The 25,945-nt window shown below is 72.3% G+C and carries 21 protein-coding genes; 14 read left to right on the forward strand and 7 right to left on the reverse strand.

The annotated features are described in order from the left end of the window. Nucleotides 1–46 precede the first annotated feature (46 nt). Nucleotides 47–1,081: a helix-turn-helix transcriptional regulator gene (locus tag EST54_RS11965; protein WP_129247597.1), complete on the forward strand. Its 1,035-nt coding sequence runs from the start codon at nt 47–49 to the stop codon at nt 1,079–1,081. Here the strand turns inward: EST54_RS11965 and ctaD are convergent. After that, nucleotides 972–2,651 carry an aa3-type cytochrome oxidase subunit I gene (gene ctaD, locus EST54_RS11970; protein ID WP_129247598.1) on the reverse strand — a complete coding sequence of 560 codons (1,680 nt, stop codon included), beginning with the start codon at nt 2,649–2,651 and terminating at the stop codon, nt 972–974. The genes EST54_RS11965 and ctaD overlap by 110 nt on opposite strands. 542 nt (nt 2,652–3,193) lie before the next feature. On the opposite strand from ctaD, the gene EST54_RS11975 reads away from it, so the two are divergent. Then, nucleotides 3,194–3,409 (forward strand): I78 family peptidase inhibitor, encoded by a 216-nt coding sequence (locus EST54_RS11975; RefSeq protein WP_129247599.1) that lies wholly within the window; start codon nt 3,194–3,196, stop codon nt 3,407–3,409. 103 nt (nt 3,410–3,512) lie between these two features. Here EST54_RS11975 and EST54_RS11980 read toward each other — a convergent pair whose 3' ends face one another. Beyond that, nucleotides 3,513–4,547 carry a phosphatase PAP2 family protein gene (locus tag EST54_RS11980; RefSeq protein WP_174857432.1) on the reverse strand — a complete coding sequence of 345 codons (1,035 nt, stop codon included), beginning with the start codon at nt 4,545–4,547 and terminating at the stop codon, nt 3,513–3,515. A 265-nt stretch (nt 4,548–4,812) separates the two neighbouring features. Then, nucleotides 4,813–6,006, reverse strand: a complete 1,194-nt coding sequence (locus EST54_RS11985; protein ID WP_129247600.1) for a glycosyltransferase family 39 protein — start codon at nt 6,004–6,006, stop codon at nt 4,813–4,815. 210 nt (nt 6,007–6,216) lie between these two features. Here EST54_RS11985 and EST54_RS11990 point away from each other — a divergent pair, with 210 nt between their 5' ends. Next, nucleotides 6,217–7,869: an MFS transporter gene (locus tag EST54_RS11990; RefSeq protein WP_167511533.1), complete on the forward strand. Its 1,653-nt coding sequence runs from the start codon at nt 6,217–6,219 to the stop codon at nt 7,867–7,869. Nucleotides 7,870–8,016: 147 nt separating this feature from the next. After that, nucleotides 8,017–9,231, forward strand: coding sequence for an acyl-CoA dehydrogenase family protein (locus EST54_RS11995; RefSeq protein ID WP_129247602.1), 1,215 nt, complete (start codon nt 8,017–8,019; stop codon nt 9,229–9,231). 109 nt (nt 9,232–9,340) lie between these two features. On the opposite strand, the gene EST54_RS12000 is transcribed toward EST54_RS11995, so the two are convergent. Then, nucleotides 9,341–9,790, reverse strand: coding sequence for a cell division protein SepF (locus tag EST54_RS12000; RefSeq protein ID WP_129247603.1), 450 nt, complete (start codon nt 9,788–9,790; stop codon nt 9,341–9,343). A gap of 442 nt (nt 9,791–10,232) precedes the next feature. On the opposite strand from EST54_RS12000, the gene EST54_RS12005 reads away from it, so the two are divergent. The 7 genes from EST54_RS12005 to EST54_RS12035 all read left to right on the forward strand — a co-directional run bounded on the left by EST54_RS12005 (nt 10,233) and on the right by EST54_RS12035 (nt 18,038). Continuing rightward, on the forward strand, nt 10,233–12,725 hold the full coding sequence (locus EST54_RS12005) for a sensor histidine kinase (RefSeq protein WP_239012202.1): 2,493 nt from the start codon (nt 10,233–10,235) through the stop codon (nt 12,723–12,725). Then, nucleotides 12,722–13,147: a roadblock/LC7 domain-containing protein gene (locus EST54_RS12010; RefSeq protein ID WP_129247604.1), complete on the forward strand. Its 426-nt coding sequence runs from the start codon at nt 12,722–12,724 to the stop codon at nt 13,145–13,147. The genes EST54_RS12005 and EST54_RS12010 overlap by 4 nt, the downstream gene beginning before the upstream one ends. Then, nucleotides 13,144–13,485: a DUF742 domain-containing protein gene (locus tag EST54_RS12015; RefSeq protein ID WP_006607743.1), complete on the forward strand. Its 342-nt coding sequence runs from the start codon at nt 13,144–13,146 to the stop codon at nt 13,483–13,485. Before EST54_RS12010 ends, EST54_RS12015 begins: the two co-directional genes overlap by 4 nt. Beyond that, a complete protein-coding gene (locus tag EST54_RS12020) occupies nt 13,469–14,071 on the forward strand; it encodes a GTP-binding protein (RefSeq protein ID WP_129247605.1) in 603 nt (200 codons plus the stop codon). The genes EST54_RS12015 and EST54_RS12020 overlap by 17 nt, the downstream gene beginning before the upstream one ends. Nucleotides 14,072–14,436: 365 nt before the next feature. Beyond that, complete coding sequence (locus EST54_RS12025; protein ID WP_129247606.1) at nt 14,437–15,345, forward strand: S1 family peptidase; 909 nt, start codon at nt 14,437–14,439, stop codon at nt 15,343–15,345. Nucleotides 15,346–15,568: 223 nt separating this feature from the next. Then, nucleotides 15,569–16,492, forward strand: coding sequence for a slipin family protein (locus EST54_RS12030; protein WP_129247607.1), 924 nt, complete (start codon nt 15,569–15,571; stop codon nt 16,490–16,492). A gap of 469 nt (nt 16,493–16,961) precedes the next feature. After that, nucleotides 16,962–18,038 (forward strand): S1 family peptidase, encoded by a 1,077-nt coding sequence (locus tag EST54_RS12035; protein WP_239012201.1) that lies wholly within the window; start codon nt 16,962–16,964, stop codon nt 18,036–18,038. An 89-nt stretch (nt 18,039–18,127) separates the two neighbouring features. Here the strand turns inward: EST54_RS12035 and EST54_RS12040 are convergent, their stop codons facing one another. Continuing rightward, on the reverse strand, nt 18,128–18,568 hold the full coding sequence (locus EST54_RS12040; RefSeq protein ID WP_129247609.1) for a subtilase-type protease inhibitor: 441 nt from the start codon (nt 18,566–18,568) through the stop codon (nt 18,128–18,130). 422 nt (nt 18,569–18,990) lie between these two features. After that, the gene (locus EST54_RS12050) at nt 18,991–19,746 is read right to left on the reverse strand and encodes a TetR/AcrR family transcriptional regulator (RefSeq protein ID WP_129247610.1); all 756 of its coding nucleotides are present in this window, start codon (nt 19,744–19,746) and stop codon (nt 18,991–18,993) included. 106 nt (nt 19,747–19,852) lie between these two features. Here EST54_RS12050 and EST54_RS12055 point away from each other — a divergent pair, with 106 nt between their 5' ends. Then, nucleotides 19,853–20,623, forward strand: coding sequence for an SDR family NAD(P)-dependent oxidoreductase (locus tag EST54_RS12055; RefSeq protein ID WP_129247611.1), 771 nt, complete (start codon nt 19,853–19,855; stop codon nt 20,621–20,623). 57 nt (nt 20,624–20,680) lie between these two features. On the opposite strand, the gene EST54_RS12060 is transcribed toward EST54_RS12055, so the two are convergent. Then, the gene (locus EST54_RS12060; protein WP_129247612.1) at nt 20,681–21,004 is read right to left on the reverse strand and encodes a nuclear transport factor 2 family protein; all 324 of its coding nucleotides are present in this window, start codon (nt 21,002–21,004) and stop codon (nt 20,681–20,683) included. Between the two features lie 266 nt (nt 21,005–21,270). On the opposite strand from EST54_RS12060, the gene EST54_RS12065 reads away from it, so the two are divergent. Together EST54_RS12065 and EST54_RS12070 are read left to right on the forward strand one after the other, a co-directional pair. Continuing rightward, nucleotides 21,271–24,858: a DNA polymerase III subunit alpha gene (locus EST54_RS12065; protein WP_129247613.1), complete on the forward strand. Its 3,588-nt coding sequence runs from the start codon at nt 21,271–21,273 to the stop codon at nt 24,856–24,858. Next, the coding region (locus EST54_RS12070; protein ID WP_244942500.1) for a DNA polymerase Y family protein at nt 24,855–25,945 on the forward strand (1,091 nt) is incomplete at its 3' end. The genes EST54_RS12065 and EST54_RS12070, both read left to right, overlap by 4 nt.

Below are 25,945 nucleotides of genomic sequence, written 5' to 3' on the forward strand. Positions count from 1 at the left end.
CGCACCGCGGACCGCAGCTGTCCGCAAAGGCTGCGAGACTCGGGCCATGTTGGAGACCTCGGCACGTCTGCTCCGCCTGCTCTCCCTGCTGCAGTCCCACCGGGAGTGGACCGGCGCGGAGCTCGCCGGCCGGCTCGATGTCACCGCGCGCACGGTGCGCCGGGACATCGACCGGCTGCGCGAGCTCGGCTACCCGGTCCACTCCGCCCCCGGGACGGCCGGCGGCTACCGCCTCGGCGCCGGCGCCGAACTCCCGCCGCTGCTGCTGGACGACGACGAGGCGGTGGCCGTCGCGGTCGGGCTGCGCACCGCCGCGGCCGGCGGGGTCGAGGGCATCGAGGAGACCTCCGTACGGGCGCTGGCGAAGCTGGAGCAGGTGCTGCCGCACCGGCTGCAACGCCGGGTCGGTGCGCTGAACGCCTTCACCGTGCCGATGCTCGGCGCGGGCGGCCCCCGGGTGGACCCGAACACCCTCACCGAGCTCGCGCACGCCTGCCGCGACTGCCACCGGCTGCGCTTCGACTACACCACCCATGACGGCACGCTCTCCCGCCGCACCGTGGAACCGCACCGCCTGGTCTGCGCCCAGCGCCGCTGGTACCTCGTCGCCTGGGACGTGGACCGCGCGGACTGGCGCACCTACCGCGCCGACCGCATCACCCCCACCCCGCCGCACGGGCCCCGCTTCACGCCCCGCACCCCGCCGGCCGAGGACCTCGCCGCGTACGTCTCCCACGGCATCTCCACCCGTGCCTACGCGCAGCAGGCCACCGTGCTGGTGCACGCCTCGCGGGAGCAGGCCGCGGAACGCATCGGCCCGGCCGCCGGGACGCTCGAAGCCGTCGACGCCCAGCGCTGCCTGCTGCACACCGGGGCGCACAGCCTCGACGTGCTGGTGGTGCACCTCGTGATGACCGGCTTCGACTTCGAGGTCCGTGAGCCGCCGGAACTGCTCGACCGCATACGGGAGATCAGGGACCGGCTGTCCCGGGCACTGGCAGTGCCACCGGCTGCTGCCCCACCTCCGGGTGGTGCAGATCGAACGCGGGGGACTCGGAGCGGATCCTCGGGAGCGTCGTGAAGTTGTGCCGCGGCGGCGGCGAGGAGGTCGCCCACTCCAGGGAGCGGCCGAAGCCCCAGGGGTCGTCCACCGTGACCTTGGCGCCGTAGCGCGTGGTCTTCCAGACGTTGTAGAGGAAGGGCAGGGTGGACAGCCCGAGCAGGAAGGAGCCGATGGTGGAGAGGGTGTTGAGGGCCGTGAAGCCGTCGGCGGCCAGATAGTCGGCGTAGCGCCGCGGCATGCCCTCCACCCCCAGCCAGTGCTGGACGAGGAAGGTGGTGTGGAAGCCGACGAACAGCGTCCAGAAGTGGATCTTCCCGAGGCGTTCGTCGAGCATTTTGCCGGTGAATTTCGGCCACCAGAAGTAGAAGCCCGCGTACGTCGCGAAGACCACCGTCCCGAAGACGACGTAGTGGAAGTGGCCGACGACGAAGTACGAGTCGGTGACGTGGAAGTCCAGCGGCGGCGCGGCGAGGATGACGCCGGTCAGCCCGCCGAACAGAAAGCTCACCAGGAACCCGATCGACCACAGCATCGGCGTCTCGAAGGACACCGAGCCGTGCCACATGGTGCCGATCCAGTTGAAGAACTTCACCCCGGTCGGCGCCGCGATCAGGAACGACATGAGGGAGAAGAACGGCAGCAGCACCGCGCCGGTCACGAACATGTGGTGCGCCCAGACCATCACCGACAGGGCCGTGATGGCCATCGTCGCGCCGATCAGCATGACGTACCCGAAGATCGGCTTGCGGGAGAAGACCGGGATGATCTCCGTGATGATGCCGAAGAACGGCAGCGCGATGATGTAGACCTCGGGATGGCCGAAGAACCAGAACAGGTGCTGCCACAGCAACGCGCCGCCCCACTGCGCCTCGAACACCACCGAGCCGAACTGCCGGTCCGCCTCCAGCACCAGCAGCGCGGCCGCCAGCACCGGGAACGCCATCAGCACCAGGATCGAGGTGAAGAGGATGTTCCAGGTGAACACCGGCATCCGGAACATCGTCATGCCGGGCGCCCGCAGCGTGATCACCGTGGTGATGAAGTTGACCGCGCCGAGGATGGTGCCGAAGCCGGCCAGCGCCAGCCCCATGATCCACATGTCGGGGCCGGCGCCGGGGGAGCGGGTCAGCGAGTTCAGCGGCGCGTAGGCGGTCCAGCCGAAGCTCGGGCCGCCGTCCGGGGTGAGGAAGCTGCCCAGCACGATCAGGCCGCCGAAGAGGAAGAACCAGTACGAGAGCATGTTCAGCCGGGGGAAGGCCACATCCGGGGAGCCGATCTGCAGCGGCATGATCTCGTTGGCGAAGCCGGCGAAGGCGGGGGTGGCGAACAGCAGCAGCATGATCGTGCCGTGCATGGTCACCGCCTGGTTGAACTGCTCGGGGCCGATGATCTGCAGCCCGGGCCGCGCCAGTTCGGCCCGCATCACCAGCGCCAGCACCCCGCCCACCAGGAAGAACCCGAACGACGTGATCAGGTAGAGGTGCCCGATCTTCTTGTGGTCGGTGGTCGTCAGCCAGTCGACCAGCACCGCCCCGCGCGACCGCGCCCCAGGAGGCCGGAGGTCCGCCCGGCCGGTGTCCGTAACCATCCGCTGCACCTCGTTCGTCGAAGGTGTACTGGGGCCCGGGACATGATCCCCGCGGCCGCGGCGCAGTGCGAGAGGGCGCTCCGGGCCGTTCCGGTGGGATCCGGCGGACCCGGTCCGGCGGGGGCCGGCGCGCCCGGTGGCCCGTCGGCCGGGCGGACGGGGCGGGGCCGGGAAGTGCGCGGGCCCGGCAATCGGGGCGATGTGCGGGAAATGTGTGTGGAGTGTGTCTCGTTGGTCAATTTCCGGACGGCCGATAAACGGTGCCGAGTAATGGAAATCCGGCACTGCCGGGGGAATGTTTTCGGGCAGCGCGCCGCGCGGTCCCGAGCCGTTGTGCCCCTTTTGTATTCGATCAAGGTGGAATTTCGGCCGCCAAAAAATTCCACCCGGTTGCGCGGTCACGCGGCGCGTACGGGTGACGGAGTCCGGCGAACGCAGCAACGCATGCTGTGACACAAGTGTGACGAAGGACGGACCGGACGGTCATCGGTGTGTGGCAGGCCGGACTTCCACGGGCCGCCGCGGGCGCATACGGTGGCGTCATGGCTGATCTACCGAACCTGCCGGACAACCCTCAGGACGACGTCGAGGCGTACGTCGGCCTCGCGCGGGAGAGCGCCGAGGAGCAGGCCAGAGCGCGTGGCTGGACCACCGTCCGCTCGCTGCCCCCGGGCGCGATCATCACCATGGAGTACCTCTCCGGCCGCCTCAACTTCGAGGTCAAGGACGGCACGGTGCACCGCTGCTGGCAGGGCTGAGCGCCGCACGGACGACGAAGGCCCCGGCCGCTTCCTCGGGAGCGGCCGGGGCCTTCGTCGCGGGGTGGCGGGTGTGCGTACCGGCCCCGCGGTCCGTGGGCGGTCAGCCGCTCCCGTTGCGGCCGCGCCCGGAGGTCGGGCTCAGCGGCGTGGTGCGGGGCATCCGGTCCGCGTGCGGCGGGCGCCGGCTGCCCGCCGGGGTGACCGGAGAGCGCTCCGAGCGGATGGTGTACGGCCGCGCCGGGTGGTGCGGCCAGCCGTCCGGAGAGTGGCCGGTGGAGCGGCCGCCCGTGCCGGCGGGGACCGTCTCGCGTACGAGCACCTCGCCGTCGGGCGCGATGCGCTGCCGGGACACCCCGGGAGCCAGCGAGCCGACCGGCAGCGGGCCGCGCAGCGAATCGGGGCGCAGCCGCAGCCACAGCCGCAGCAGGATGCCCATGAGGCGGTCCTCGAACCAGGTGACGCCGGGCTCCAGCCAGGGCATCGCCAGCAGCACCAGCAGCCCCGCGGCCCAGCCGAGCAGGACATCGCTGACCCAGTGCGTGCCGAGGTAGACGGTGGTCATCCCGACGCCCAGCGCGCCGAGCGCGGCGATCACCGACAGCGTGCGGCGACGCAGCGAGGTGGTGGCGAGGTAGGCCAGTACGCCCCAGGTGACCACGGCGTTCGCGGTGTGACCCGAGGGGAATATGTCGCCGCCCAGCGACATCTCGTTGGCGCCGACCACGGTCGCGTAGTGCGGGCCGAGCCGGCCCATGCCGAGCTTGGCGGCGCCCACGGTGATGTTCAGCAGCAGCAGTGAGGCGCCGAGCACCAGCAGCGGGTGGAGGTTGCGCTGCTGCCAGCAGCGCCAGCCCAGCCAGGCCGCCACCGCCACCGCGGTCGGCCCGCGCTGCCCCAGCACAACGAAGTAGTCGAGGAAGGCATGGATCTCAGGCCACTGCTTGTACGGCCTGAAGAACATGACTTGCCAGTCGAACGTGACCAGCCATGAAGTGGCCAGCACACCGACCACGATCGCGAGATACACCGCCAGCGTGCCCCAGAACAGCCACAGGCGGGTCCGGGTCATGCGCGGTGGTTGGGCGCGATCGGTCGGGCGCTCCTCCATCTGGTCGAGCTTGTCATCGGTACGCACTCAATCGACGTTACCGCGTGTGATGTAGGTGCTTGGTCAAACTGTGCGCTTTGTAATGACGATGTGATGTGGAATGAGTCTCAAACCGGGCTTCGACGAAGGGATTTGCAAGGGAATTCCTGGCGATTTTCCATCGCTTCCCGTCATCCGCGTGTCGGCGCCCCGAGCGCCTTATCTGCTTTTCTCTGGACGGAGTTTATCCGGCCTTTGCCGCCAGGCCGCGTAACGTTTCCCCGCGGGGTGCTCACGGAGCGGAACCATCCGCTCACGGCGGGCCCGAACCGTTCAGCCAGAGCGCCCCGTAGACCGCGGAGCCCGCCGCCAGCACCCCGATGGCCAGCCACGACCACACCGGCCGCCGACGGGCGAGCGCCATGGCCGGCGGCAGCAGCAGCGGATAGGCGGGCATCATCAGCCGCGGCTTGGACCCGAAGTAGCCCTTGGCGGTCAGGGCGAGCAGCAGCACCGTCCCGCAGTAGACCGCCAGCGGCAGCGGCTGGCCCTGCCGTACACCGTGCACATACAGCCAGATCAGCAGCCCGACTCCGAGGAGCAGCCCGAGCCCGGCCGCGACGGTGGGCCCCGACAGCTGCTGCCAGATGAACCGGCCGAACGCGAGGCCCCCGTCGAAGCCGTTCCCCCAGCCTCCCTGGACGTCCAGATACCCGGTGAACGAGCCCTGCCGCGCGCCCACCCACAGGTAGTAGCCGCACCAGCCGAGCGGTGCCAGCAGCACACCGGGCAGCATTCCCGGGTGCGCACGGAGCGCCGCGCGCAGCCGGACGCCGCCGCTCCGCTCCCGCCACAGCGTCACCGCCGCGGTGAGCAGCACCGCCGTGACCACCGCCGCACCCACCGGGCGGGTCAGCCCGGCCAGCGACGCCAAGACCCCTGCCGCCACCCAGCGTTCGGTCAGCACGGCGTAGACGCCCCAGGCCGCGAGCGCGGTGAACAGCGACTCCGAGTACGCCATCGACTGCACGATCCCGACCGGCAGCGCGGCCCACAGCCCGGCCAGCGCGATCCCGGCCCGCGGCCCGTACAGCCGCTCACCGGTCGCGTACAGCGCCCAGGCCGCGCCCGCCGACGCCAGCCAGGCCACCGCCATCCCGGCGTCGGCGGGCGAGAGCGGCAACAGCGCCGACAGTCCGCGCTCCAGCCACGGCAGCAGCGGGAAGAACGCCAGGTTGGAGTGGATGTCGCCGTTGGGCATCGGCACCTCGTAGCCGTAGCCCTGCTCGGCGACCCGGGTGTACCAGAGCGAGTCCCAGCGGGCGGTCAGCAGGGTGTGCCAGTCCTTGCCGTCGGCCGCCGACCAGACCGCGAGCACGAGCAGGCCCAGCAGCCGGATCGTCGCGTACGCCGCCAGCGCGGGCGCGGCCCGGCGCAGCGCGGTCGCCGCGGCGGAGCCGGCACACCGGGTCGGGCCGGGAACGCCGGCGGTCGCAAGATCGTTCATCCCGTCGATTATCCCGTGGCCGAAGAACGCCGGTCGACGGTGGGTGGGGGAACGCGGGGCGCTGCGATGCGCGTCTCATCGTGAGGTGAGCCACGCAGGGTACCTGCGGACTCGCGTAGTCTGACGTCTCTACTCGCCCGTGCCACCGGTTCCCCCGGGGCGCTTTCGCGCCCTGATCCGTGGCCGCGAGAGCATGACTGGAGGTGCTGCATGTCCGGGTCGACCGCGTCCGGCAGTGGACGGACGGCTGGTGTTCCCCGGCTTTCAGCTGGCGGTGTGAACCGCTGGACCGTGCTGATCGTGCTCTGCGTCAGTCTGCTCTTCGTCGCGCTGGACACCACGATCCTGTACGTCGCCGTGCCCTCGGTCACCGAGGACCTGCGGCCGGGACCCGTGGAGCTGCTGTGGATCGTGGACGTCTATCCGCTGATCGCGGCCTCGCTGCTGATCCTCTTCGGTACCCTCGGCGACCGCGTCGGACGCCGCCGCGTCCTCCTGCTCGGCTACGGCCTCTTCGGGCTGGCCTCGGCCGCCGCCGCGCTCGCCCCCAATCCACAGATCCTGATGGTGGCCCGCGCGCTGCTCGGCATCGGCGGCGCCATGATCATGCCGGCCACGCTGTCGATCCTGCGGCAGGTCTTCCCCGACCGGCGCGAGCGCGCGGTCGCCATCGGGGTGTGGAGCGCGGTGGCCGCGGTCGGCGCCGCGGTCGGTCCGGTCCTCGGCGGCTTCCTCGTCGAGAACTTCTGGTGGGGCTCGGTCTTCCTCATCAACATCCCGATGATGGCGGTGATGCTGCTGATCGGCCGGTGGCTGCTCCCGGAGTCGCGCGGTGAGCGCAACGGCCCCTGGGACGTGATCGGCGCGATCGTCGCCGCGCTCGGTGTGCTGGGTGTGGTCCTCGGCGTGAAGCGGATCGGCAGCGGTGCTCCGCTGCTGGGCTGGACCACCCTGCTGCCCATCGTCCTCGGGGTGGCGCTGCTGATCCTCTTCGTCCGCCGGCAGCACCGGCGCACCCACCCGCTGATCGACATGCGGCTGTTCGCCCGGCCTGCGTTCGGCACCTCCGTCGGCTGCATCGTGCTGGCCATGCTCGCGCTGGTGGGCCTGCAGCTGATCGCCGTGCAGTACCTCCAGCTCGTCCTCGGACTGAGCCCGCTGGAGACCGGGTTGCGGATGCTGCCGCTGGTCTTCGCCGCGATGGCGGCCGGCCTGACCGGCTCGAAGATGCTGCAACTCCTCGGTCCGCGCGCCATGGTGTCCCTCGGCTTCGTGCTGACCGCCGTCGCGGTGCTCTGTCTGACGGCGATGAGCAGCCAGGATCGCCCCTGGCTGCTGTCCCTGGGCTTCGTGCTGCTCGGCTTCGGCTTCCAGTCCACGCTGTTCGGGGCGTACGAGTCGATGCTCAACGAGGCGCCCGCCGAGCAGTCGGGCGGTGCCGCCGCGCTCGGTGAGACCTCCTACCAGCTCGGTGCCGGCATCGGTGTCGCCCTGCTCGGCAGCGTGATGAACGCCGCGTACGCCCCCGGTCTGGCCCGGGTCGACGGCGTTCCCGAGCGCGCCTCCGCCTCGGCCGCGCACTCCCTCGGCGAGGCCTACAAGGTCGCCGCGGGTCTGGGCGGCACGGCCCGGGCCGCGCTGCGCGAGGCCGCCCGGGACTCCTTCGTCCGCGGCCTGCACATCACCCTCGTGGCCAGTGCCGTGCTGCTGCTGATCGGCGCGGGGATCGCGCTGCGGCTGCCGCGCCGGGCGGCGGAGTCCACGGAGCGGGCGGAGGCCGAGGGCGAGGCGGCCCCGGGCGAGCGGCCGGCCGGTGCCGGCTGCGGCAGCGGTGAGCCCGCCCCGGCGCGCTCCGGTCGCTGAACCGCGGCTCTCTGCTGCCGGGTGTCTGCTGCCGGGTGTCTGCGTGGCGCACGGCGGTGCCCCTTGCCGGGCGGCACGGCGGGCCGTACCGTCGGGGTGAAATAACTACCACTGCTAGTTTTTCGCGCATCCGCCGGAGGCCCCGCCATGTCCGCAACGCCGTCCGCAGAGCCCTCAGCGTCCTCGACGGTTCCGCCGTTCGACGCCGGCGACCCGCTGGGCATCGACGATCTGCTGACCGACGAGGACCGTGCCGTCCGTGACACCGTCCGCCGGTGGACCGCCGAGCGGATCCTGCCCTCGATCGCCGACTGGTACGAGCGCGGCGAACTCCCCGGCATCCGCGAACTCGCCCGTGAGCTGGGCTCGATCGGCGCGCTCGGGATGTCCCTGACCGGCTACGGCTGCGCCGGCGCCTCCGCGGTCCAGTACGGCCTGGCCTGTCTGGAACTGGAGGCCGCCGACTCCGGTATCCGCTCGCTGGTCTCCGTCCAGGGCTCGCTGGCCATGTACGCGATCTGGCGCTTCGGCTCCGAGGAGCAGAAGCAGCAGTGGCTGCCGCGGATGGCGGCCGGCGAGATCCTCGGCTGCTTCGGCCTGACCGAACCCGACATCGGCTCCGACCCCGGCGCGATGCGCACCCACGCCAAGCGCGACGGGACGGACTGGGTGCTCAGCGGCCGCAAGATGTGGATCACCAATGGCTCGGTGGCCGGTGTCGCGGTGGTCTGGGCCCGCACCGACGACGGCATCCGGGGCTTCGTGGTCCCCACCGACGCCCCCGGGTTCTCGGCCCCCGAGATCAAGCACAAGTGGTCCCTGCGCGCCTCGGTGACCAGCGAACTGGTCATGGACGAGGTGCGGCTGCCGGCCGATGCCGTGCTCCCCGGGGCCACCGGACTGCGCGGCCCGCTCGGCTGTCTCAGCCATGCCCGCTACGGCATCGTCTGGGGCTCGATGGGCGCCGCCCGCGCCTGCTTCGAGGCGGCGCTGGACTACGCGAAGACGCGCGAGCAGTTCGGCAGGCCCATCGGCGGCTTCCAGCTCACCCAGGCCAAGCTCGCCGACATGGCCGTCGAACTGCACAAGGGGATCCTGCTCGCCCATCACCTGGGGCTGCGGATGGATGCCGGGCGGCTGCGCCCCGAGCAGGTCAGCTTCGGCAAGCTGAACAACGTACGGGAGGCGATCGAGATCTGCCGTACGTCGCGGACGATCCTCGGCGCCAACGGGATCTCGCTGGAGTACCCGGTCATGCGCCACGCCACCAACCTCGAATCGGTGCTCACCTACGAGGGCACCGTCGAAATGCACCAGCTGGTGCTGGGCAAGGCACTCACCGGCCTGGACGCCTTCCGGTGAGCGGCTCCGTGCGGTGAGGCGGGCGGCCGCCGCCCGGCCCAAGGGGGCCGGGACACGCCGGCGGCGGCCGCCGCGGTTCCCCGGGCCTGCGCCGCAGGCCCGGAGCCGCTCAACTCTGGTTGAAGAAACCGCCGTTGCGGTGCCCGCGGGCCTCGCCGCTGACCACCATGTAATCGGCGGGGGTCAGCAGGAACACCCGGGTCGCGACCCGCTCGATCGAACCGCGCAGACCGAAGGTCAGCCCGGCCGCGAAGTCCACCACCCGCTTGGCGTCGGCGGGCTCCATGGACGTCAGATTGACGATCACCGGGACGCCGTCCCGGAACAGCTCGCCGATACCGCGGGCGTCCCGGAAGCTCTCCGGGGAGACCGTGGCGATGCGGGTGCCCTGGTCCTGGGCGGCCTCATCGGCCACCCGGACCCGGGGGTCGGTGACCCACGGGTTGTCACCCGAGTTACCGGCATCGGGTCCCTCGGCGTAGTCGTCGTCGTAGTAGCGCTCGTCATCACTGTCGTCGACGAGGCCAAGCCAGGCACTCGCCTTGCGCACCGATCCCATTGACGCCTCCTCTCACCCGCGGTCTCTGCGTGTCCGCCCCTATCGTCGTCCATGAGGCGGAGGGTGTGCCAAGTGGATAGCCGCCGCACGGGGGGTTCGTGACACATCTGGTGCAAAGAGGGTGGCGCGTCATCAGCATTCGCGCCCCATAAGGAAACTGACAGTACGAAGAACGTGACGGTCGGTATTTTACCGGGTCGATACCGAAAAGTGGCCGGTGAAAGGCGGAGCGAACCCCTGGGTAGGTTCGTGCACGGGACCAGGGCAAATGCCAAAGGCGCCGGCGCACCACCGGGAAATAGGACGATGATCGGGTGACTGGCCCATCCGAGGGTCGTTGACACGGCAGCAGATCGCGATCTGCCCACCGCATCAACTTCCCTCGAAAGTTCTGTACGTGGAAACTCAGACCACACGCGCCGGGTACCGGCGCCTCCGGCACATGGTGACTGCCACGGTCGTGGCGCCACGCACCATCCGTGCCAAGCTCGTCCGCATCCTGGCCGTCTCCCTCGCGATACTCCTCGCCCTGCTCGGCCTCTCCGCGGCGCGACAGGTGGGCGACTACGAGAACGCCGGAACCACCGCGGCCGACGCCCGGCTCTTCGACGCCCTCCAGGGCTTCATCCACGAGCACCAGAAGGAGCGCGGTCTGACCACCGGCTATGTCGGTGGTGTCCGGGAGTTCCACGACCGGATGCTCGCCCAGCGCACGCGCACCGACGCCGCGCGCGGCGCGGTGGACCGCGAGCTGGCCGGCCGGCACGACAGCGCCGCCGGCGCCGTACGCGCCGCCCTGGTCCGCGTCAACGCCCTGCGGGACATCCGCGCCGCCGCCGACCGCGGCTCCGGCCGGGTCGAGCGCACCTACTCCTACTTCACCGACGCCAATGTCGCCCTGAACGGGCTCGGTGCCGGTCTCGTCGAGGTCCGCGACGGCGAGCTGCGCGCCGACTACCAGGCGCTGCAAGTCCTGGGCACGGCAAAGGAGTTCCTCGGTCAGGAGCGGGCCGTCGTGCTCGGCTCGCTGCACTCCCGGCGGTTCCACGGCGAGGACTACACCCGCTTCATGACCGCTCGCTCCGGGCGGCTGGCGGCCCTGGACTCCTATCCCGCGTGGGCCTCCGCGAAGCAGCGGCGGGAGGTGGCGGAGGCGCTGGCGACGCCGGTCGCCCGGCGGCTCTTCGGCTACGAGAAGGAGATCGTCGACGGGCGTGGCGCGCTGCCGGCCCCCGCGGCGGTGCCGCCGACCGCCTGGTACGACGCGGCGACCGGCACCATCAACGGGCTGCGCACCGTCCAGATCGCCCTGGGCGAGGACATCAAGGACCGCGCCTCGGCCCTGCAGGGCGAGGCCACCCGGACGCTGGTGCTCTTCGGGCTGCTGGCCCTCGGCTCGGTGCTGGCCCTCGGCGCGCTGGCCGTCGGCGCCGCCCGGTCGGTCTCCGGGCCGCTCGGCTCCCTGACCCGCCAGGCCCGTGAGGTCGCCGGCGGCCGGCTGCCCGACGCCGTCGCACAGGTGCAGTCCGGGGCCGGCACGCCCGCGCCGCTCGGCCCGCTGACCGTCCCACAGGGTGCGGGCACCGAGGTCCAGCAGCTGGCCGACGCCTTCGACCAGATGCAGAAGGTGGCCTACGACCTGGCCACCGAGCAGGCCGTACTGCGCCGCAACGCCACCGAGTCGCTGGTCAGCCTCGGCCGCCGGAACCAGAATCTGGTGCGGCGTCAGATCAGCTTCATCAATCGGCTGGAGCACGAGGACGCCGACCCGGAGACGCTGGCCAACCTCTTCGAGCTGGACCACCTCGCCACCCGGATGCGCCGTAACGCCGAGAGCCTGCTGGTGCTCGCCGGTGAGGCCAGCCCGCGGACTTCGGCCACCCCGCTGTCGGTCACCGATGTCATCCGGGCGGCGCTCTCCGAGGTGGAGGAGTACCGCCGGGTCACGCTGCGCCGGGTCGACGCCGGTTTCCTCAGCGGTGCGGTCGTCTCCGAGATCGCCCATCTGCTGGCCGAACTCGTCGAGAACGCGCTGAACTTCTCGCCCCCGGAGACCGAGGTGGAGGTCGAGGGCCGCCGCACCAGCGCCGGCTATCTCGTCGCGATCGTCGACCACGGCACCGGCATGACCGCCCCGGCGATGGCCGAGGCCAATGTCCGGCTCTCCGGCATGGCCGGCTTCATGGCCGAACCGACCCGCTTCCTGGGTCACTTCGTGGTCGGCGCGCTGGCCCGCAGGTGCGGTGTCGAGGTCCGGCTCGGCGAGGCGCCGGCCGCCGGCACCGTCGCCCGGGTGCTCATCCCGGGCAGCCTCCTCACGGAGCCGTCCGCGACGGCGGCCGCCACGGACGTCCCCGGCACCCGTCCGGAGCGGCGGGCCACGAAGCCGGAGCGGAACCGGCCGGCGGCCGGGCCCCGCGCGGACGACGGAGCCGAGCGGCACGATACGGCCGGCCCACCCGCCGAGCCGCGGCCCGCGGCCGGGCCCGCCGCGGACGACCGGGCCGCCGAGGCGCTGCCGCACCCCCGCGCCGCACGGGAGTCCGCGGCGGAGACCCCGGTGAAGGCCCCGGCGGAGGCCCGCGGTTCGGCCGCGTCCCGCACCCGTAACGGGCTGGTCAAGCGCGCCCGGCGGAGCGCCATCCAGTCGGCGGTGAACGAGGCGGCCGCGCCGCGCTGGCAGCAGACGGCCGCCCCGACGCCCGACCGGACCCCCGACGAGGTGTCCGGCATGCTCGCCACGCTCCGCAGCGCCCATATGCGCGGCGGGATCAGCGTGGAGAAGGAGCGGGAGAAGGAGCGGGAGAAGGAACAGGAACGAGAACAGGAAAAGGAACAGGAACAGGCGGCGGGGGCGGCGGAGTCCGGGCAGGGCAGCGGGCAGGACACCCGGCCGGAGACGGCCCGGACGGCGAAGAAGGGTGACGAGAAGTGAGCGTCGATCTCCACAGTGATTCCCAGACCTTCAACTGGCTGCTGGCCAGCTTCGTCCGCAAGACGGACGGGGTGCGCGACGCGGTGGCGGTCTCCTCGGACGGCCTGCTGATCGCGGTCTCCGACGGCCTGGGCCGGACCGACGCCGATCATCTGGCGGCGGTGGTCTCGGGCCTGTCGAGCCTGGCGCGCAGCGCCTCGCGCCGCTATGAGTTCGACGGCGTCAAGCTCATCATGATCGAGATGGGCCGCGGCTACCTGCTGGTCTCGGCGGTCCGGGACGGCAGCTGCTTAGGTGTGCTCGCCGACAGCACCGGCGAACTCGGCCTGGTCGGCTACGAGATGGCGGTGCTGGCCGAGCGGGCCGGGGATCTGCTCACCCCGGCGCTGATCGCGGATCTGCGGCAGGTCCTGCCGCGATGAGCGAGGAAGCCGATGCGGCGGAGCTGTTCGTCCGGCCGTTCATCATGACCGGCGGCCGGGCCGAGCCGATGCACGACGGGCTGCGCCTGGAGACGCTGGTGGTCGCCGGGCCCGAGGCGTCGCTCGCGGGCCTGGAGTTCGAGCGCCGCCGGATCGTGGCGCTGTGTGCCCGGCCGACGATGGTGGCCGAGGTGGCGCAGAAGACCGGGGTGCCGCTGGGCGTGGCCAAGGTGCTCATCGCCGATCTGGTCGTCGCCGGACTGCTGGTCTGTCAACAACCCAAGGAGCTGCCGCTCCATGTCCTGGAGAGGATCAGGGATCATGTCAGGGCGCTCTGACAACGCCGCACCGCTCGCCGTGAAGATCGTGGTCAGCGGCGGTCTCGGCGTCGGCAAGACGACGTTCATCGGTGCGATCTCCGAGATCGAGCCGCTGGACACCGAGGCCGCCATCACCCAGGTCTCGGTCGGCGTGGACTCGCTGGCCGGCGTGGAGAACAAGACCACCACGACGGTCGCGCTGGACTTCGGCCGGATCACCCTCGACCCCACGATCGTGCTGTACCTCTTCGGCACCCCGGGCCAGGACCGCTTCTCCTTCCTCTGGGACGACCTGGCCGAGGGCGCGCTGGGCTCGATCGTGCTGGTCGACACCCGGCGGATCGAGGACTCGTTCCCGGCGCTGGACTACTTCGAGGAGCGCGGCACCCCGTTCGTGCTGGCGGTCAACCGCTTCGACGGCGCCCGGCACTTCGCGCTGGAGGAGGTCCGTGAGGCGCTGGGCATCGACGGCGGGGTCCCGGTGCTGGCCTGTGACGCACGCGGGCGCCCGTCCGTACGCGAGGTGCTGGCCGCGCTGATGGACGAGGTCGTACGGCGGCACACGGCCGGCGGCCCGGCGCGGGCGGGCGCGCTCGCCCGCTGAGGGTAGGGGCGGGGGCCGGGCCGCTCGCCACACGCCGTTGCGGGGCCGCCCGCCCCCACGTCCCGCCCGAGCACCGCCCCGGCAGCCGCCAACGAGGCTGCCGGGGCGCAGTGTTGTGGGGGCGCGGTATTGCGGGGGCCGGCGGGAGGGCGGCCGGGAGCCGGACACAAGACGTCCGGGCACAAGACGTTCCGGGCACAAGACATTGGTGAATGCCTCTTGCGCAGTGGGGGCGGTGCGCCCGACACTCCGCTCAGCGCTTGTCAGGGGCACGCCGAAAAGGAACGTGCGGATTCCGGTCTGCCCCTCGGCTGCGCCTCACGGGCTGCCCACCGGCGGCCCCCCGATCCCCCTCGGAGGAATCAGTGAGGAACGCGCGCACCAACCCCCACAGCGGCGTGGCGAGACGTACGCGGCTGATCGCCGTGGCGTCCGGACTGGTGGCCATCGGAGCCATCGCCATCCCGACCGCCAGCGCCCAGAACCCCGCACCCGCAAAGACGTTCAGCGCCGCCCAGCTCAGCGCCGCCGGAAACGCGGTCCGTGCCGCGGATGTCGCCGGCACCGCCTGGCGGGTCGACAGTGCCACCCACACCCTGGTCGTCACCGCCGACCGCACGGTCTCCCCGGCCGGGATCGCCAGGATCGAGCGGGCCGCCGGCAGCAACGCCGACGCGGTCCGCATCGACCGCGTCCCGGGCACCTTCCGCAAGTTCATCTCCGGCGGCGACGCCATCTACGCCCCCAGCTGGCGCTGCTCGCTGGGCTTCAACGTCCGTAGCGGCAGCACCTATTACTTCCTGACGGCCGGTCACTGCACCGAAGGAAAGCCGCCCTGGTACACCAGCTCCTCGCACGCCACGAGCATCGGCCCGACCACCGGCTCCAGTTTCCCGGGCAACGACTACGGCATCGTGAAGTACACCAACACCTCCCTGTCGCACCCCGGGATGGTCGGCAGCCAGGACATCACCAGCGCCGGCACCCCGAGCGTCGGCCAGTCGGTCACCCGCCGCGGCTCGACCACCGGCATCCACAGCGGCAAGGTCACCGCGCTGAACGCCACCGTCAACTACGGCAGCGGCGACATCGTCTCCGGACTCATCCAGACCACCGTCTGTGCCGAGCCCGGCGACAGCGGCGGACCCCTCTACTCCGGGACCAAGGCCCTCGGCCTGACCTCCGGCGGCAGCGGCGACTGCACGTCCGGCGGGACCACGTTCTTCCAGCCCGTCACCGAAGCACTGAGCGCCTACGGCGTCAGCGTCTACTGACGCCGGCCGGCTGACGTCCCTGCGGGCCGCGGTGCGCAGGGACCGACGGCCCGGTGGACCGCCGGAGCCGGCTCCGGCGGTCCTAGGGGACCCTAGGGCTCCCGTCCGCCGGCGGACGGGAGCCCGGCCGCGCCACCGCGAGCCTCGACCGCCCTCCGAGCCGGGCATACCATGGTAAACAACGCGATTCGGATGGCGTACGGCACACGTTCAGGGAGCCGTGATGGTCGAAGAACTGGTGACGAGCGCGGTGGCGCTGGCCTCTGTGGGAGCGGTCTATCTCGTCGCGGCGGCGCGGGTGGTCAAGCAGTACGAGCGCGGTGTGGTGCTCCGGCTGGGGCGGCTGGCCTCCGAGGTGCGCGAGCCGGGATTCACCATGATCGTTCCGTTCATCGACCGGATGCGCAAGGTCAACATGCAGATCGTCACGATGCCGGTGCCCGCCCAGGAGGGCATCACCCGGGACAACGTCACCGTGCGGGTCGACGCGGTCGTCTATTTCAAGGTCGTGGACGCTGCCGACGCGGTCATCCGGGTCGAGGACTACCGTTTCGCGGTCTCACAGATGGCGCAGACCTCGCTGCGGTCGATCATCGGCAAGAGCGAGCTGGACGATCTGCTGTCGAACCGCGAGAAACTCAACCAGGGCCTGGAGCTGATGATGGACAGCCCGGCCATCGGCTGGGGAGTGACCGTCGACCGGGTGGAGATCAAGGACGTCTCCCTGCCGGAGACGATGAAGCGCTCGATGGCCCGCCAGGCGGAGGCGACCCGGGACCGGCGCGCCCGGGTGATCAACGCCGATGCCGAGCTGCAGGCCTCGAAGAAGCTGGCGGAGGCGGCCGAGGCGATGTCCGGCCAGCCCGCGGCCCTGCAACTGCGGCTGCTGCAGACCGTAGTGGCGGTCGCCGCCGAGAAGAATTCCACCCTTGTCCTGCCTTTCCCGGTCGAACTGCTGCGGTTCCTGGAGCGCTCCGGGCTGCAGGCCCAAGCGGAGACCGCGGCGGCCGAAGCCGCGCGGGGGCGCGCACGGCCGCCGGCCGCTCCTGAGGTGTCCGACGCCGCGCCCGCGGCCGTGGAGCGCGAGACGGAGGGCGAGCTGCCGCCGAAGCTGGAGGAGCTCCCGGAGGCGGAGGACTTGCCGTAGGGAGCAGAGGACTTGCCGTAGGCAGAGGGCCTGCCGTAAGGCGGAGCGCTTCCGCCTGTCTGATGTCCTGTTGAGCGTCGTATGTACCCGTTGAGGCGGGTGTGTGCGGCGCTTTCCGCTGCCCGGGGGCGGCTCCCGGACGCCGTTTTCCGGCCAGCTATAGTCCTCACACGTGGCGAGGCCGTCGCGCTTCCGGATGCCCGCTGAAGTCCGCACTCGATGTCTGGGGGCGCGGACACAGGTGTGACCGCCGTGTGGCGAAATGGTGAACTCCCGTATGTGAGACCGGTACTCGGTCTTGTGCACGAGTGAGGCGGATGGGGATACTCGGCCGCGCACACGTTGGCATGGACGCGACTTCCGAGGGGTGCGGCTTCCCGGGGGACCGTCCGTGTTCCGATTCCCCGCTCTCCGGGCTCGGACAACTCCCCACGGTTTCCGGGCTCTTCCCCCCACGGGAGGCTCTGAGTTGAAGCACCGACGCATACCCAACCGACGCGCCGTGATCGCAGGTGCGGGAGCGCTCGCGCTCGCCGCTTCCGCCACGGTGGTCCTCGCCAACGCCAACGCGTCCCCGGCGCCGACTCCCACCCCTGCCCTCGCCAAGCTGACCTCCGCCGCGGCGACCGCGCTCGCGTCCCACCTCAAGACGGACACCGCGGGCGCGTTCTACGACGCCAAGGCCAAGAAGCTGGTGGTCAACGTCGTGAACCAGGCGCAGGCCAGGGCCGCGCGGGCGAAGGGGGCGGAAGCCAGATTCGTCAAGCACACCTTCGCCCAGCTCGACTCTGCCCGGCAGACGCTGAAGTCGAAGGCGACCATCCCCGGGACGTCCTGGGGGATCGACCCGCAGAGCAACAAGGTCGTCGTGACCGCCGACCGCACGGTCAAGGGCGCCAAGCTGGACCGGCTGACCAAGGTCGCCCAGGGCCTCGGTGACAAGGTCGAGGTGCGCCACAGCAAGGGTGAGTTCAAACCCTTCATCGGCGGCGGCGACGCGATCTGGGGGAGCGGTGCCCGCTGCTCGCTCGGCTTCAACGTGGTCAAGGACGGCAAGCCGTACTTCCTGACGGCCGGCCACTGCGGCAACGAGATCAAGAGCTGGTCGGACCAGCAGGGCGGCTCGGCGATCGCCACGACCGAGGACTCCAAGTTCCCGGGCGACGACTTCTCCCTCGCCAAGTACACCGGCGACACCGCGCACCCGAGCGAGGTCGACCTCTACAACGGCAGCACGCAGAAGATCACCAAGGCCGCGGAGGCCACCGTCGGCGAGAAGGTGCAGCGCAGCGGCAGCACCACCCAGGTGCACGACGGCACCGTCAAGGCGCTGAACGCCAGCGTCAACTACCAGGAGGGCACGGTCGACGGTCTGATCCAGACCGATGTCTGTGCCGAGCCCGGCGACAGCGGCGGCGCGCTCTTCGACGGTGACGCGGCGATCGGCCTCACCTCCGGCGGCAGCGGCGACTGCACCAAGGGGGGCGAGACCTTCTTCCAGCCCGTCCCGGAGGCGCTGAAGGCCTACGGCGCGGAGATCGGCTGAGCCGGCCCGCGCCCGGCAGGCCCTGAGCTGCCGGACAGAGCGATCCCCGGGCACCGCCGTCCGGTGCCCGGGGATCGCGAACGGTCCGGTCAGAAGTCGAAGACCGAGCCGCGGCCGTCGGTCATCGCGCAGGGGTTGGCGAAGGTGTAGCTGTACGACACCCGCTTGCCCTGCCACACGCCGTCCGCGGTGACCACGATGGGAGCCCACTCCTTGGTACACAGGCGCTGCGACGGTGCGGCGGTCACCGCGTTGAAGTCGCCCGCCACTGTGCGCAGTTGGTCACAGGCGGCTATCGGGTTGGGGTGGCTGCCGCCGGCCTTCGGCATGCAGCTGAGTGACACCGCACGCTGCACGGTGGCGGTCGCACGGCTTGCGCCCTGGCCCACCGTCAGCACCAGTTCCGACGGGGCGTACAAGCCGCTGGACCGCCCGGACTGCGCCGGGGCGGCGACGGCCTGTGCGCTGGTGGCCAGGCCGCCGAGAACCAGCGCCGCGCCGAGCGCGACCGCCCCAGTGATGTACCGCATGACGAACACTCCCTTGCTCGAAGGTGCAGATACCGGACGGGAGTCTGGCCCAACCGCATCCCGAAAGCATCTTGAGTGCGCATGAAGCGTTCACTTTGAGTCGTTACTCGAAAGCTCAGGGTAATGGCGCGAACGAGCCGGAGGGGGTGCGCGGCGGCCGGGCGAAAGTGCCGCCCGGCCAGTGGGGTTGCCCCGTTCGTCATGCCCCTGGCAAAGGGTGCCTACCTCCGGAATACCCGGATCCGGCCACCGACCGGCCGTTCGGGAAGGTTTCGATCTCCGGCGATTGGCTGAAGAGGGGGGCCGGAGGGTCCCTCCGTGCGGCGCCGGTCGCCCGCCGAGGTAAGAGCCGGCCCGCCGCCGGTCGCCTTACCGGCCTGCCGACGGCCCGTCGCCGTACTCTCCTGGGGCCTCCCGGGGCCCTACCGGCCCGGCCGTTCCGTGCCCGCCGGCCCGTCGCCGCGCCGCCCTTCCGCCGTGCGGCCCGGCTTCCGCGTCCGCGCGGCAGGCTTCCGCGCCCCCGCCTGTCCGGGCTTCCCGGTCAGCTCCGGCAGCCCCGCCGTCAGCGCCCGCATGCTCCGCGCCACCAGCTCCGCCGGCCCCTGCGGCCCGTCCGGTGCCGCGTCGCCCGCCGCCCACTGCTCGACCGCGACCCGCATCGCGGTGTTCGCGGCCGCCGCGGCCAGCCGTACCTCCAGCGGGCCGGCGCCGGTCAGCCGTTCCAGGACCGGCATCAGCGCCTCCTCGGCGTCGTGGTGAACCCGGTGCCAGACCGCGCGCAGCGCCGGGTCGCCCGGCATCGCCCGCAGTAGCCCGCGGGTCCGGCGCAGGGACTCGGCGGCCGGCGCGTCCGCGGGGGTCAGCGCCCGGCGGGCCGCCCGCTCCAGCGCCTCGCGCACGGACGGTGCGTCCGGGCCGGCCGGTGACGCCGCCAGATCGTCGACCCACTGCCGCACCCCGGTGGCGAGCAGCGGTACCACCGCGTCCTCCTTGGTGCGGAAGTAGCGGTAGAAGGTGCGCAACGCGACGCCCGAGGTCCGCGCGATCTCCTCGGCGGTGACGGCGGCGCCGCGCTCCGCGAAGAGCGCGGCCGCGGTCCGCGCGATCTCCAGCTGGGTCGCGGCCTTGCGTCGCTCGGTGAGCGAGGGGCGGGGGAGCGGGGCGGGCTCGGAGGGCATGGGCGTCAGCCTACGTGGCATGCCGTATTTGCACAGCATGCGAGTTTGGCACGATGTGTCACTTCGGAGTTAGCGTGCGGGAACGCCTTGAGAACGGAGCTGGACCATGCATCGCTTTGACGGACACCGCGCCCTGATCACCGGCGCCGGCTCGGGCATCGGACAGGCCACCGTCCACCGGTTCCTCGCCGAGGGGGCCCGGGTGGTCGCGGCGGACATCGATGCGGACGGCCTGCGGAGCACCGCCGACCGCGCCGCCGAGGACGGGACGGCCGGGCGGCTGGAGACGAGGGTGCTGGACATCGCCGATGAGGCGGCGGTCCGCTCCGGCGTCGCCGCCGCGGTGGCCGGCCTCGGCGGTCTGGACGTCCTGGTCAACGCGGCCGGCATCCTGCGCTCCGCGCACACCCACGAGACCGGCCTGGATCTCTTCAACAAGATCATCTCGATCAATCTGACCGGTACGTTCCTGGTGACCCGTGAGGCGCTCCCCGCTCTCCTGGAGGGCCGCTCGCCGGTCGTGGTCAACTTCAGCTCCACGTCCGCGGCGTTCGCGCACCCGTACATGGCGGCCTACGCGGCGAGCAAGGGCGGCATCCAGGCCATGACGCACGCCATCGCGAGCGAGTACAGCAAGCAGGGGCTGCGGGCGGTGTGCGTGGCGCCGGGGTCCATCGCCAGCGGGATGACCCGCGGGCGCGTACCGGGGCTGCCCGAGGACGCCGATATGACCCTGTTCGCCAAGCTCACCCCGGCGCTCGGCGAGGGCTTCGCGGCCCCGGAGACGGTCGCGGGCGTGATCGCGATGCTCGCCTCGCAGGACGGCGCGTTCATCACCGGCACGGAGATCCGGATCGACGGCGGCACGCATATGTGAGCCGGTGGGCGAGCCGATACGTGAGCCGGCGGCGGGCGGACGCTGAGGCGAACAGCCTCACGCCTGCCCGGTCTCGAAGCGGCTCACCTTGCCGTCCTCCACCGTGAACCGCCAGCGGGTCCGCATCTCGCCCCAGGTGTCGTTGCGGTAGTTCGCGACGAGGGACAGCCCGTGGTCCGATTCGGACTGCACGTCCAGGTGCCCTCGCGTGGCAAAGATCTCCCGGTCGCACCACTCCCGCAGATCCCGGTCGAGGCCGTCGTCGGACATGGTGGCGCCGGTGGTCAGCGCGTCGAAGAACGCCTGCTCGTCATTGCTGTTGAGGGCCGTGACCAGGGCACGGACCGCGGGGTGGGACAGCCGGCCGGCGGAGATGGTCATGAGGGGATCACGCCCTTCGTGCGGGTGCCGTCGTCCGTCGTGGCCCCGGGGCGCTCCCTGCCGCGGTGCGGCGGGCGGTCCGGGGCCTTTGTTCCCTCATCTTCCGGTCGGCGGCGGGGCCGTGCAGAGCAGGTGGGGCCGATCGGCGGAGGCGGGGAGGTGATCTTCGGCTTCTCTTCGTACGAATGTTCGATGGACGGGTATGGTGGAGGAGAGGAGCGGGGGTCACAGGGTCGGTCGGGGTGGATGAGGTGCAGGAGGTGCGGATGCCAGGGTTCACGCATCTGCACACCGCTTCGGGGTTCTCCCTGCGCTACGGCGCCTCCCATCCGGAGCGTCTCGCCGAGCGCGCCGCCGAGCGCGGGATGGACGCCCTCGCACTGACCGACCGGGACGGGCTCTCCGGGGCCGTACGGTTCGCCAAGGCCGCCGCCGAGGCGGGCATCCGTCCGCTGTTCGGCAGTGAACTCGCCGTGGCGGAACAGGCGCCGGGACCCGCGGCCGGCAGCGCCACCGTGCGGCGGCGCACCCCGGTGCGCGGCGGCGCCTTCCTCGACGAGTCCGCCGCCCGCGCCGTCTTCCTGGCCCGCGACGGAGCGGCCGGCTGGGCCGCCCTGTGCCGGCTGGTCTCGGCCGCCCATGCGGGCGGGGCCGAACAGCCCGTCCTCCCGTGGAGTGCCCTGGCATCCGCCGCGGACGGACTGACCGTGCTCCTCGGACCGGACTCCGAGGTCGGCCGGGCGCTGGCCGCCGGCCGCCCGGACCGCGCCGCCCGGCTCGTCGCCCCCTGGCGGGAGCTGTACGGCGAGGGGCTGCGCCTGGAGGTCGTCGACCACGGGCGGCCCGGCAGCGGACCCGGCTCGGCGCGGCTGGCCGCCCGCACCCTCGGCTTCGCCGTCGACCAGGGCATCCGCGCCGTCCTGACCAACGCGGTGCGCTATGCCGACCCCGGCCAGGGCCCGGTCGCCGACGTCCTGGACTCCGCCCGCCGCCTGGTGCCGGTGGACCGGCACCGGCCCGAGACCTGGGACGGCGGTGAGCGCTGGCTCAAGGACGCCGCCGCGATGCGGCACACCGCCGGGCGGATCGCCGAGGCGGCCGGCTTCCGGCGCGACCTCGCCCACCGGCTGCTCGCCATGACCGAGGAGGCCGCCGGCGAGTGCCTGGTCGACCCGCAGGACGACATCGGGCTCGGCCGGATCCACTTCCCCGAGCCGCGGCTGGTCGGCGCGGAACACCGCACCGCCGCCCGGGTGCTGCGCTCGCGCTGCGCCGCCGGCATGGTGCTGCGCGGCTACGACCGCGACCGGGTGCGCTGGACGCGGCTGCAGGACGAACTGCGCACGATCGAGCGTCTTGGCTATCCCTCGTACTTCCTGACGGTCGCTCAAGTCGTGGACGACGTAAGGGAGATGGGCATCCGGGTCGCGGCGCGGGGGTCCGGAGCCGGGTCCCTGGTCAACCACCTCCTGGGCATCGCACACGCCGACCCGGTCGCCCACGGGCTGCTGATGGAGCGCTTCCTGTCCGAACGGCGGGCGGCGCTGCCGGACATCGACATCGACGTGGAGTCCGCCCGCCGGCTGGAGGTCTACCGCGCGATCTTCGACCGCTTCGGCGCGGAGCGGGTCGCCACGGTCTCGATGCCGGAGACCTACCGCGTGCGGCACGCCGTACGCGACGTGGGCGCGGCGCTGGGCATGGATCCGGCGCAGGTGGACCGGCTGGCCAAGGCCTTCCCGCACATCCGCGCCCGGGACGCGCGGGCGGCGCTGGCCGAGCTGCCGGAGCTGCGCGGGGTGCGGGAGGCCGGCGACGAGCGGCTGTGGCAGCTGGTCGAGGCGCTGGACGCGCTGCCGCGCGGGATCGCCATGCACCCGTGCGGGGTGCTGCTGTCCGACGCCACGCTGCTGGACCGTACGCCCGTCGTGCCCACCAGCGGCGAAGGCTTCGCGATGTCCCAGTTCGACAAGGACGACGTGGAGGAGATGGGGCTGCTCAAGCTCGATGTGCTGGGTGTGCGGATGCAGTCCGCGATGGCCCATGCGGTCGCCGAGATCGGCCGGGCCACCGGGCGCCGGATCGACCTCGACGACCCCGCGCAGGTGCCGCCCGGCGACGAGGCGACCTACGAGCTGATCCGCTCGACCGAGACGCTCGGCTGCTTCCAGATCGAGTCGCCGGGCCAGCGCGATCTGGTCGGCAGGCTGCAGCCCGCCACCTTCCACGATCTGGTCGTCGACATCTCCCTCTTCCGGCCGGGGCCGGTCGCCGCCGACATGGTGCGGCCCTTCATCGAGGCCCGGCACGGCCGCAAGGCGGTCCGCTATCCGCACCCGGACCTGGCGGAACCGCTGCGCGAGACCTATGGGGTCGTGGTGTTCCACGAGCAGATCATCGAGCTGCTGCGGATCATGACGGGCTGCCTCCGGGACGAGGCGGACGAGAAGCGGCGGGCGCTGTCGCACCCCGAACTGCAGGGCAGGGTCCGCGCCTGGTTCGCGCAGTCCGCCGAGCGGCGCGGCTACCAGCCCGACGTGATCGCGCGCACCTGGGAGATCGTCGAGGCCTTCGGCTCGTACGGCTTCTGCAAGGCGCATGCGGTGGCCTTCGCGGTGCCCACCTACCAGTCGGCCTGGCTCAAGGCGCACCACCCCGCGGCCTTCTACGCCGGGCTGCTCACCCATGACCCCGGGATGTACCCGAAGCGGCTGCTGCTCGCGGACGCACGGCGGCGCGGGGTGCCGGTGCTGCCGCTGGATGTGAACCGCTCGGGTCTCACCCACCGAATCGAACTGGTGTCTGGTGAGGGGTCTCGTCCCGACGGTTCCGGGGGCCGCTCCGGTGCGGTCTGGGGGCTGCGGCTCGCGCTCTGCGATGTGCACGGCATGAGCGAGGCCGAGGCACGGCGGATCGAAGCGGGGCAGCCCTACCACTCGCTCCAGGACCTGTGGCAGCGGGCCAGGCCGGGCCGCCCGGTGGCCGAACGCCTCGCCCAGGTGGGCGCGTTGGACGCCTTCGGCGCGAACCGGCGGGACCTGCTGCTGTACATCGCCGAGCTGCACCACCGCGGGCGGCAGGCGTCCGGCGGCCAGCTGACGCTGCCGGGCCGGGCCGTCGACGGCGCGGAGCCGGAGGCGGCGGCCGACGCGGTCGAGCCGGCGGGACTGCCCGACCTCAGCGAGGTCGAACGGCTCAGCGCCGAGCTGGGCGTCCTCGGCATGGACGCCTCCCGCCACCTCATGGCCGACCACCAGGAGTTCCTCGCGGAGCTGGGGGCGCTGCCGGCCCGGCTGCTGCGCGAGGCCCGGCACGGCGAGACGGTACTCGTCGCCGGCGCCAAGGCGGCCACCCAGACGCCACCGATCCGTTCCGGCCGGCGGGTCATCTTCACCACCCTCGACGACAGCACGGGCCTGGTCGACTGCGCCTTCTTCGACGACAGCCACGAGGCCTGTGCGCACACGATCTTCCACTCCTGGCTGCTGCTGGTGCGCGGTACGGTCCAGCGGCGCGGTCCGCGCAGCCTCAGCGTGGTCGGGGCCGCCGCCTGGAACCTCGCCGAGCTGGCCGAACTGCGCCGCGAGGGCGGGCTGGAGGCGGTCACCGCCCGGCTCGCGACCGGGCCGGACGGGGGAGGTGCCGCGCCGGACACCGGGGCGGCCGGGGCGGACCGGGAGCCCGGCGAGGAGCCCGGACCCGGCGAGGAGCCCGAGCCGGCCGGCGCCCCGGACCGCACCATCCGCCTGGAGACCGGCTACGAACTGCACCCGTGGGCCGACCTCCAGCCCCCGGGTGAACGCGCCGCCACCGGACGCAAGTTGTGGCACTCCAGCCCCGGGAGCGCGGGATGACTCCGGCCCCGAGGCCGCCCGCCGCGGCGCCGGAACCTCCCGGCGTCCCGCGGCAGCCGGGCATGCTCCACATCCGCTTCCGCGCCGCCGACGGCACCCCGCCGAGCGCCGGGTGCTTCGAGCAACTGCTGCGGCTGCTCGCACAGTTCACCCCGGTGATCGAGGCGCTGCCGCCGGATGCCGCGCTGGCGGACGTCCGCGGTGCGCTGCGCTACTTCGACCGGGACGCGGCGGGCATCGCCGAACTGGTGCGGCTGCGCGCGCTGGCCTGGCACGGCGTACGGTGCACGATCGGGATCGCCGCCAACCCGCTGCTCGCCCGGATGGCGGCCCAAGGGGCGGCTCCGGGAGAGATCAGGGTCGTCCCCGATGACGCCGACGCCGTCGCCGCGTTCCTCGACCGCCGGCCGGCCTCGGCGCTGTACGGCGTCGGCCCGGCGACCGCGCGCGCCCTGTGTGCGTACGGGCTCGACAGCGTCGGCCGGATCGCCGCCGCACCGCCCGCGACCCTGCAGCGGATCCTCGGTGCGAAGACCGGCCGTGTGGTGTACGAACGGGCCCGCGGGATCGACCCGACGCCGGTGACCCCCAACGCCGCGGCCCGCTCGATGGCGGCGGAACACCGCTTCGTCCACGACGAGCTGGACCCGGACCGCCGCCGCCGGGCGCTGCTTTCGCTCGCCGACGGCCTCGGGGCCCGGATGCGGGCGAGCGGGCAGGTGGCCCGTGCGCTCACCCTCACCGTCCGCTACGCCGACCGCTCCACCACCACCCGCACCCGGCGGCTGGACGGGCCGACCGCGCACGGGCCCGCCCTGACCGAGGCGGCATACGCCCTGCACGCCGCGCTCGGACTGCAGCGGGCGCGGGTGCGGTCGGTGGCGCTGCGCGCGGAGGACCTGTGCCGCGCCGAACTCGCCGCCCGCCAGCTGACCTTCGACCCGGCAGACGACAGGGCACACCGCATCGAGGCCGCCGTCGACCGGGCCAGGGCCCGCTTCGGGACCGGGAGCGTACGGCCCGCGGCGACCCTCGGCGGAGCCGGCCGTACGCCCCCGCCCCCGGGGACGAAGCCCCGGGACGCGGC

This window comes from Streptomyces sioyaensis (assembly GCF_004122735.1).
Classification (GTDB): Bacteria; Actinomycetota; Actinomycetes; order Streptomycetales; family Streptomycetaceae; genus Streptomyces; species Streptomyces sioyaensis.

Bases quoted from the DNA above. Each gene is read 5' to 3' on its own strand.
- EST54_RS11965 (WP_129247597.1), top strand. From the start codon at position 47: ATGTTGGAGACCTCGGCACGTCTGCTCCGCCTGCTCTCCCTGCTGCAG.
- ctaD (WP_129247598.1), bottom strand. From the start codon at position 2,651: ATGGTTACGGACACCGGCCGGGCGGACCTCCGGCCTCCTGGGGCGCGG.
- EST54_RS11975 (WP_129247599.1), top strand. From the start codon at position 3,194: ATGGCTGATCTACCGAACCTGCCGGACAACCCTCAGGACGACGTCGAG.
- EST54_RS11985 (WP_129247600.1), bottom strand. From the start codon at position 6,006: ATGAACGATCTTGCGACCGCCGGCGTTCCCGGCCCGACCCGGTGTGCC.
- EST54_RS11990 (WP_167511533.1), top strand. From the start codon at position 6,217: ATGTCCGGGTCGACCGCGTCCGGCAGTGGACGGACGGCTGGTGTTCCC.
- EST54_RS11995 (WP_129247602.1), top strand. From the start codon at position 8,017: ATGTCCGCAACGCCGTCCGCAGAGCCCTCAGCGTCCTCGACGGTTCCG.
- EST54_RS12000 (WP_129247603.1), bottom strand. From the start codon at position 9,790: ATGGGATCGGTGCGCAAGGCGAGTGCCTGGCTTGGCCTCGTCGACGAC.
- EST54_RS12005 (WP_239012202.1), top strand. From the start codon at position 10,233: ATGGTGACTGCCACGGTCGTGGCGCCACGCACCATCCGTGCCAAGCTC.
- EST54_RS12015 (WP_006607743.1), top strand. From the start codon at position 13,144: ATGAGCGAGGAAGCCGATGCGGCGGAGCTGTTCGTCCGGCCGTTCATC.
- EST54_RS12020 (WP_129247605.1), top strand. From the start codon at position 13,469: ATGTCAGGGCGCTCTGACAACGCCGCACCGCTCGCCGTGAAGATCGTG.
- EST54_RS12030 (WP_129247607.1), top strand. From the start codon at position 15,569: ATGGTCGAAGAACTGGTGACGAGCGCGGTGGCGCTGGCCTCTGTGGGA.
- EST54_RS12040 (WP_129247609.1), bottom strand. From the start codon at position 18,568: ATGCGGTACATCACTGGGGCGGTCGCGCTCGGCGCGGCGCTGGTTCTC.
- EST54_RS12050 (WP_129247610.1), bottom strand. From the start codon at position 19,746: ATGCCCTCCGAGCCCGCCCCGCTCCCCCGCCCCTCGCTCACCGAGCGA.
- EST54_RS12055 (WP_129247611.1), top strand. From the start codon at position 19,853: ATGCATCGCTTTGACGGACACCGCGCCCTGATCACCGGCGCCGGCTCG.
- EST54_RS12060 (WP_129247612.1), bottom strand. From the start codon at position 21,004: ATGACCATCTCCGCCGGCCGGCTGTCCCACCCCGCGGTCCGTGCCCTG.
- EST54_RS12065 (WP_129247613.1), top strand. From the start codon at position 21,271: ATGCCAGGGTTCACGCATCTGCACACCGCTTCGGGGTTCTCCCTGCGC.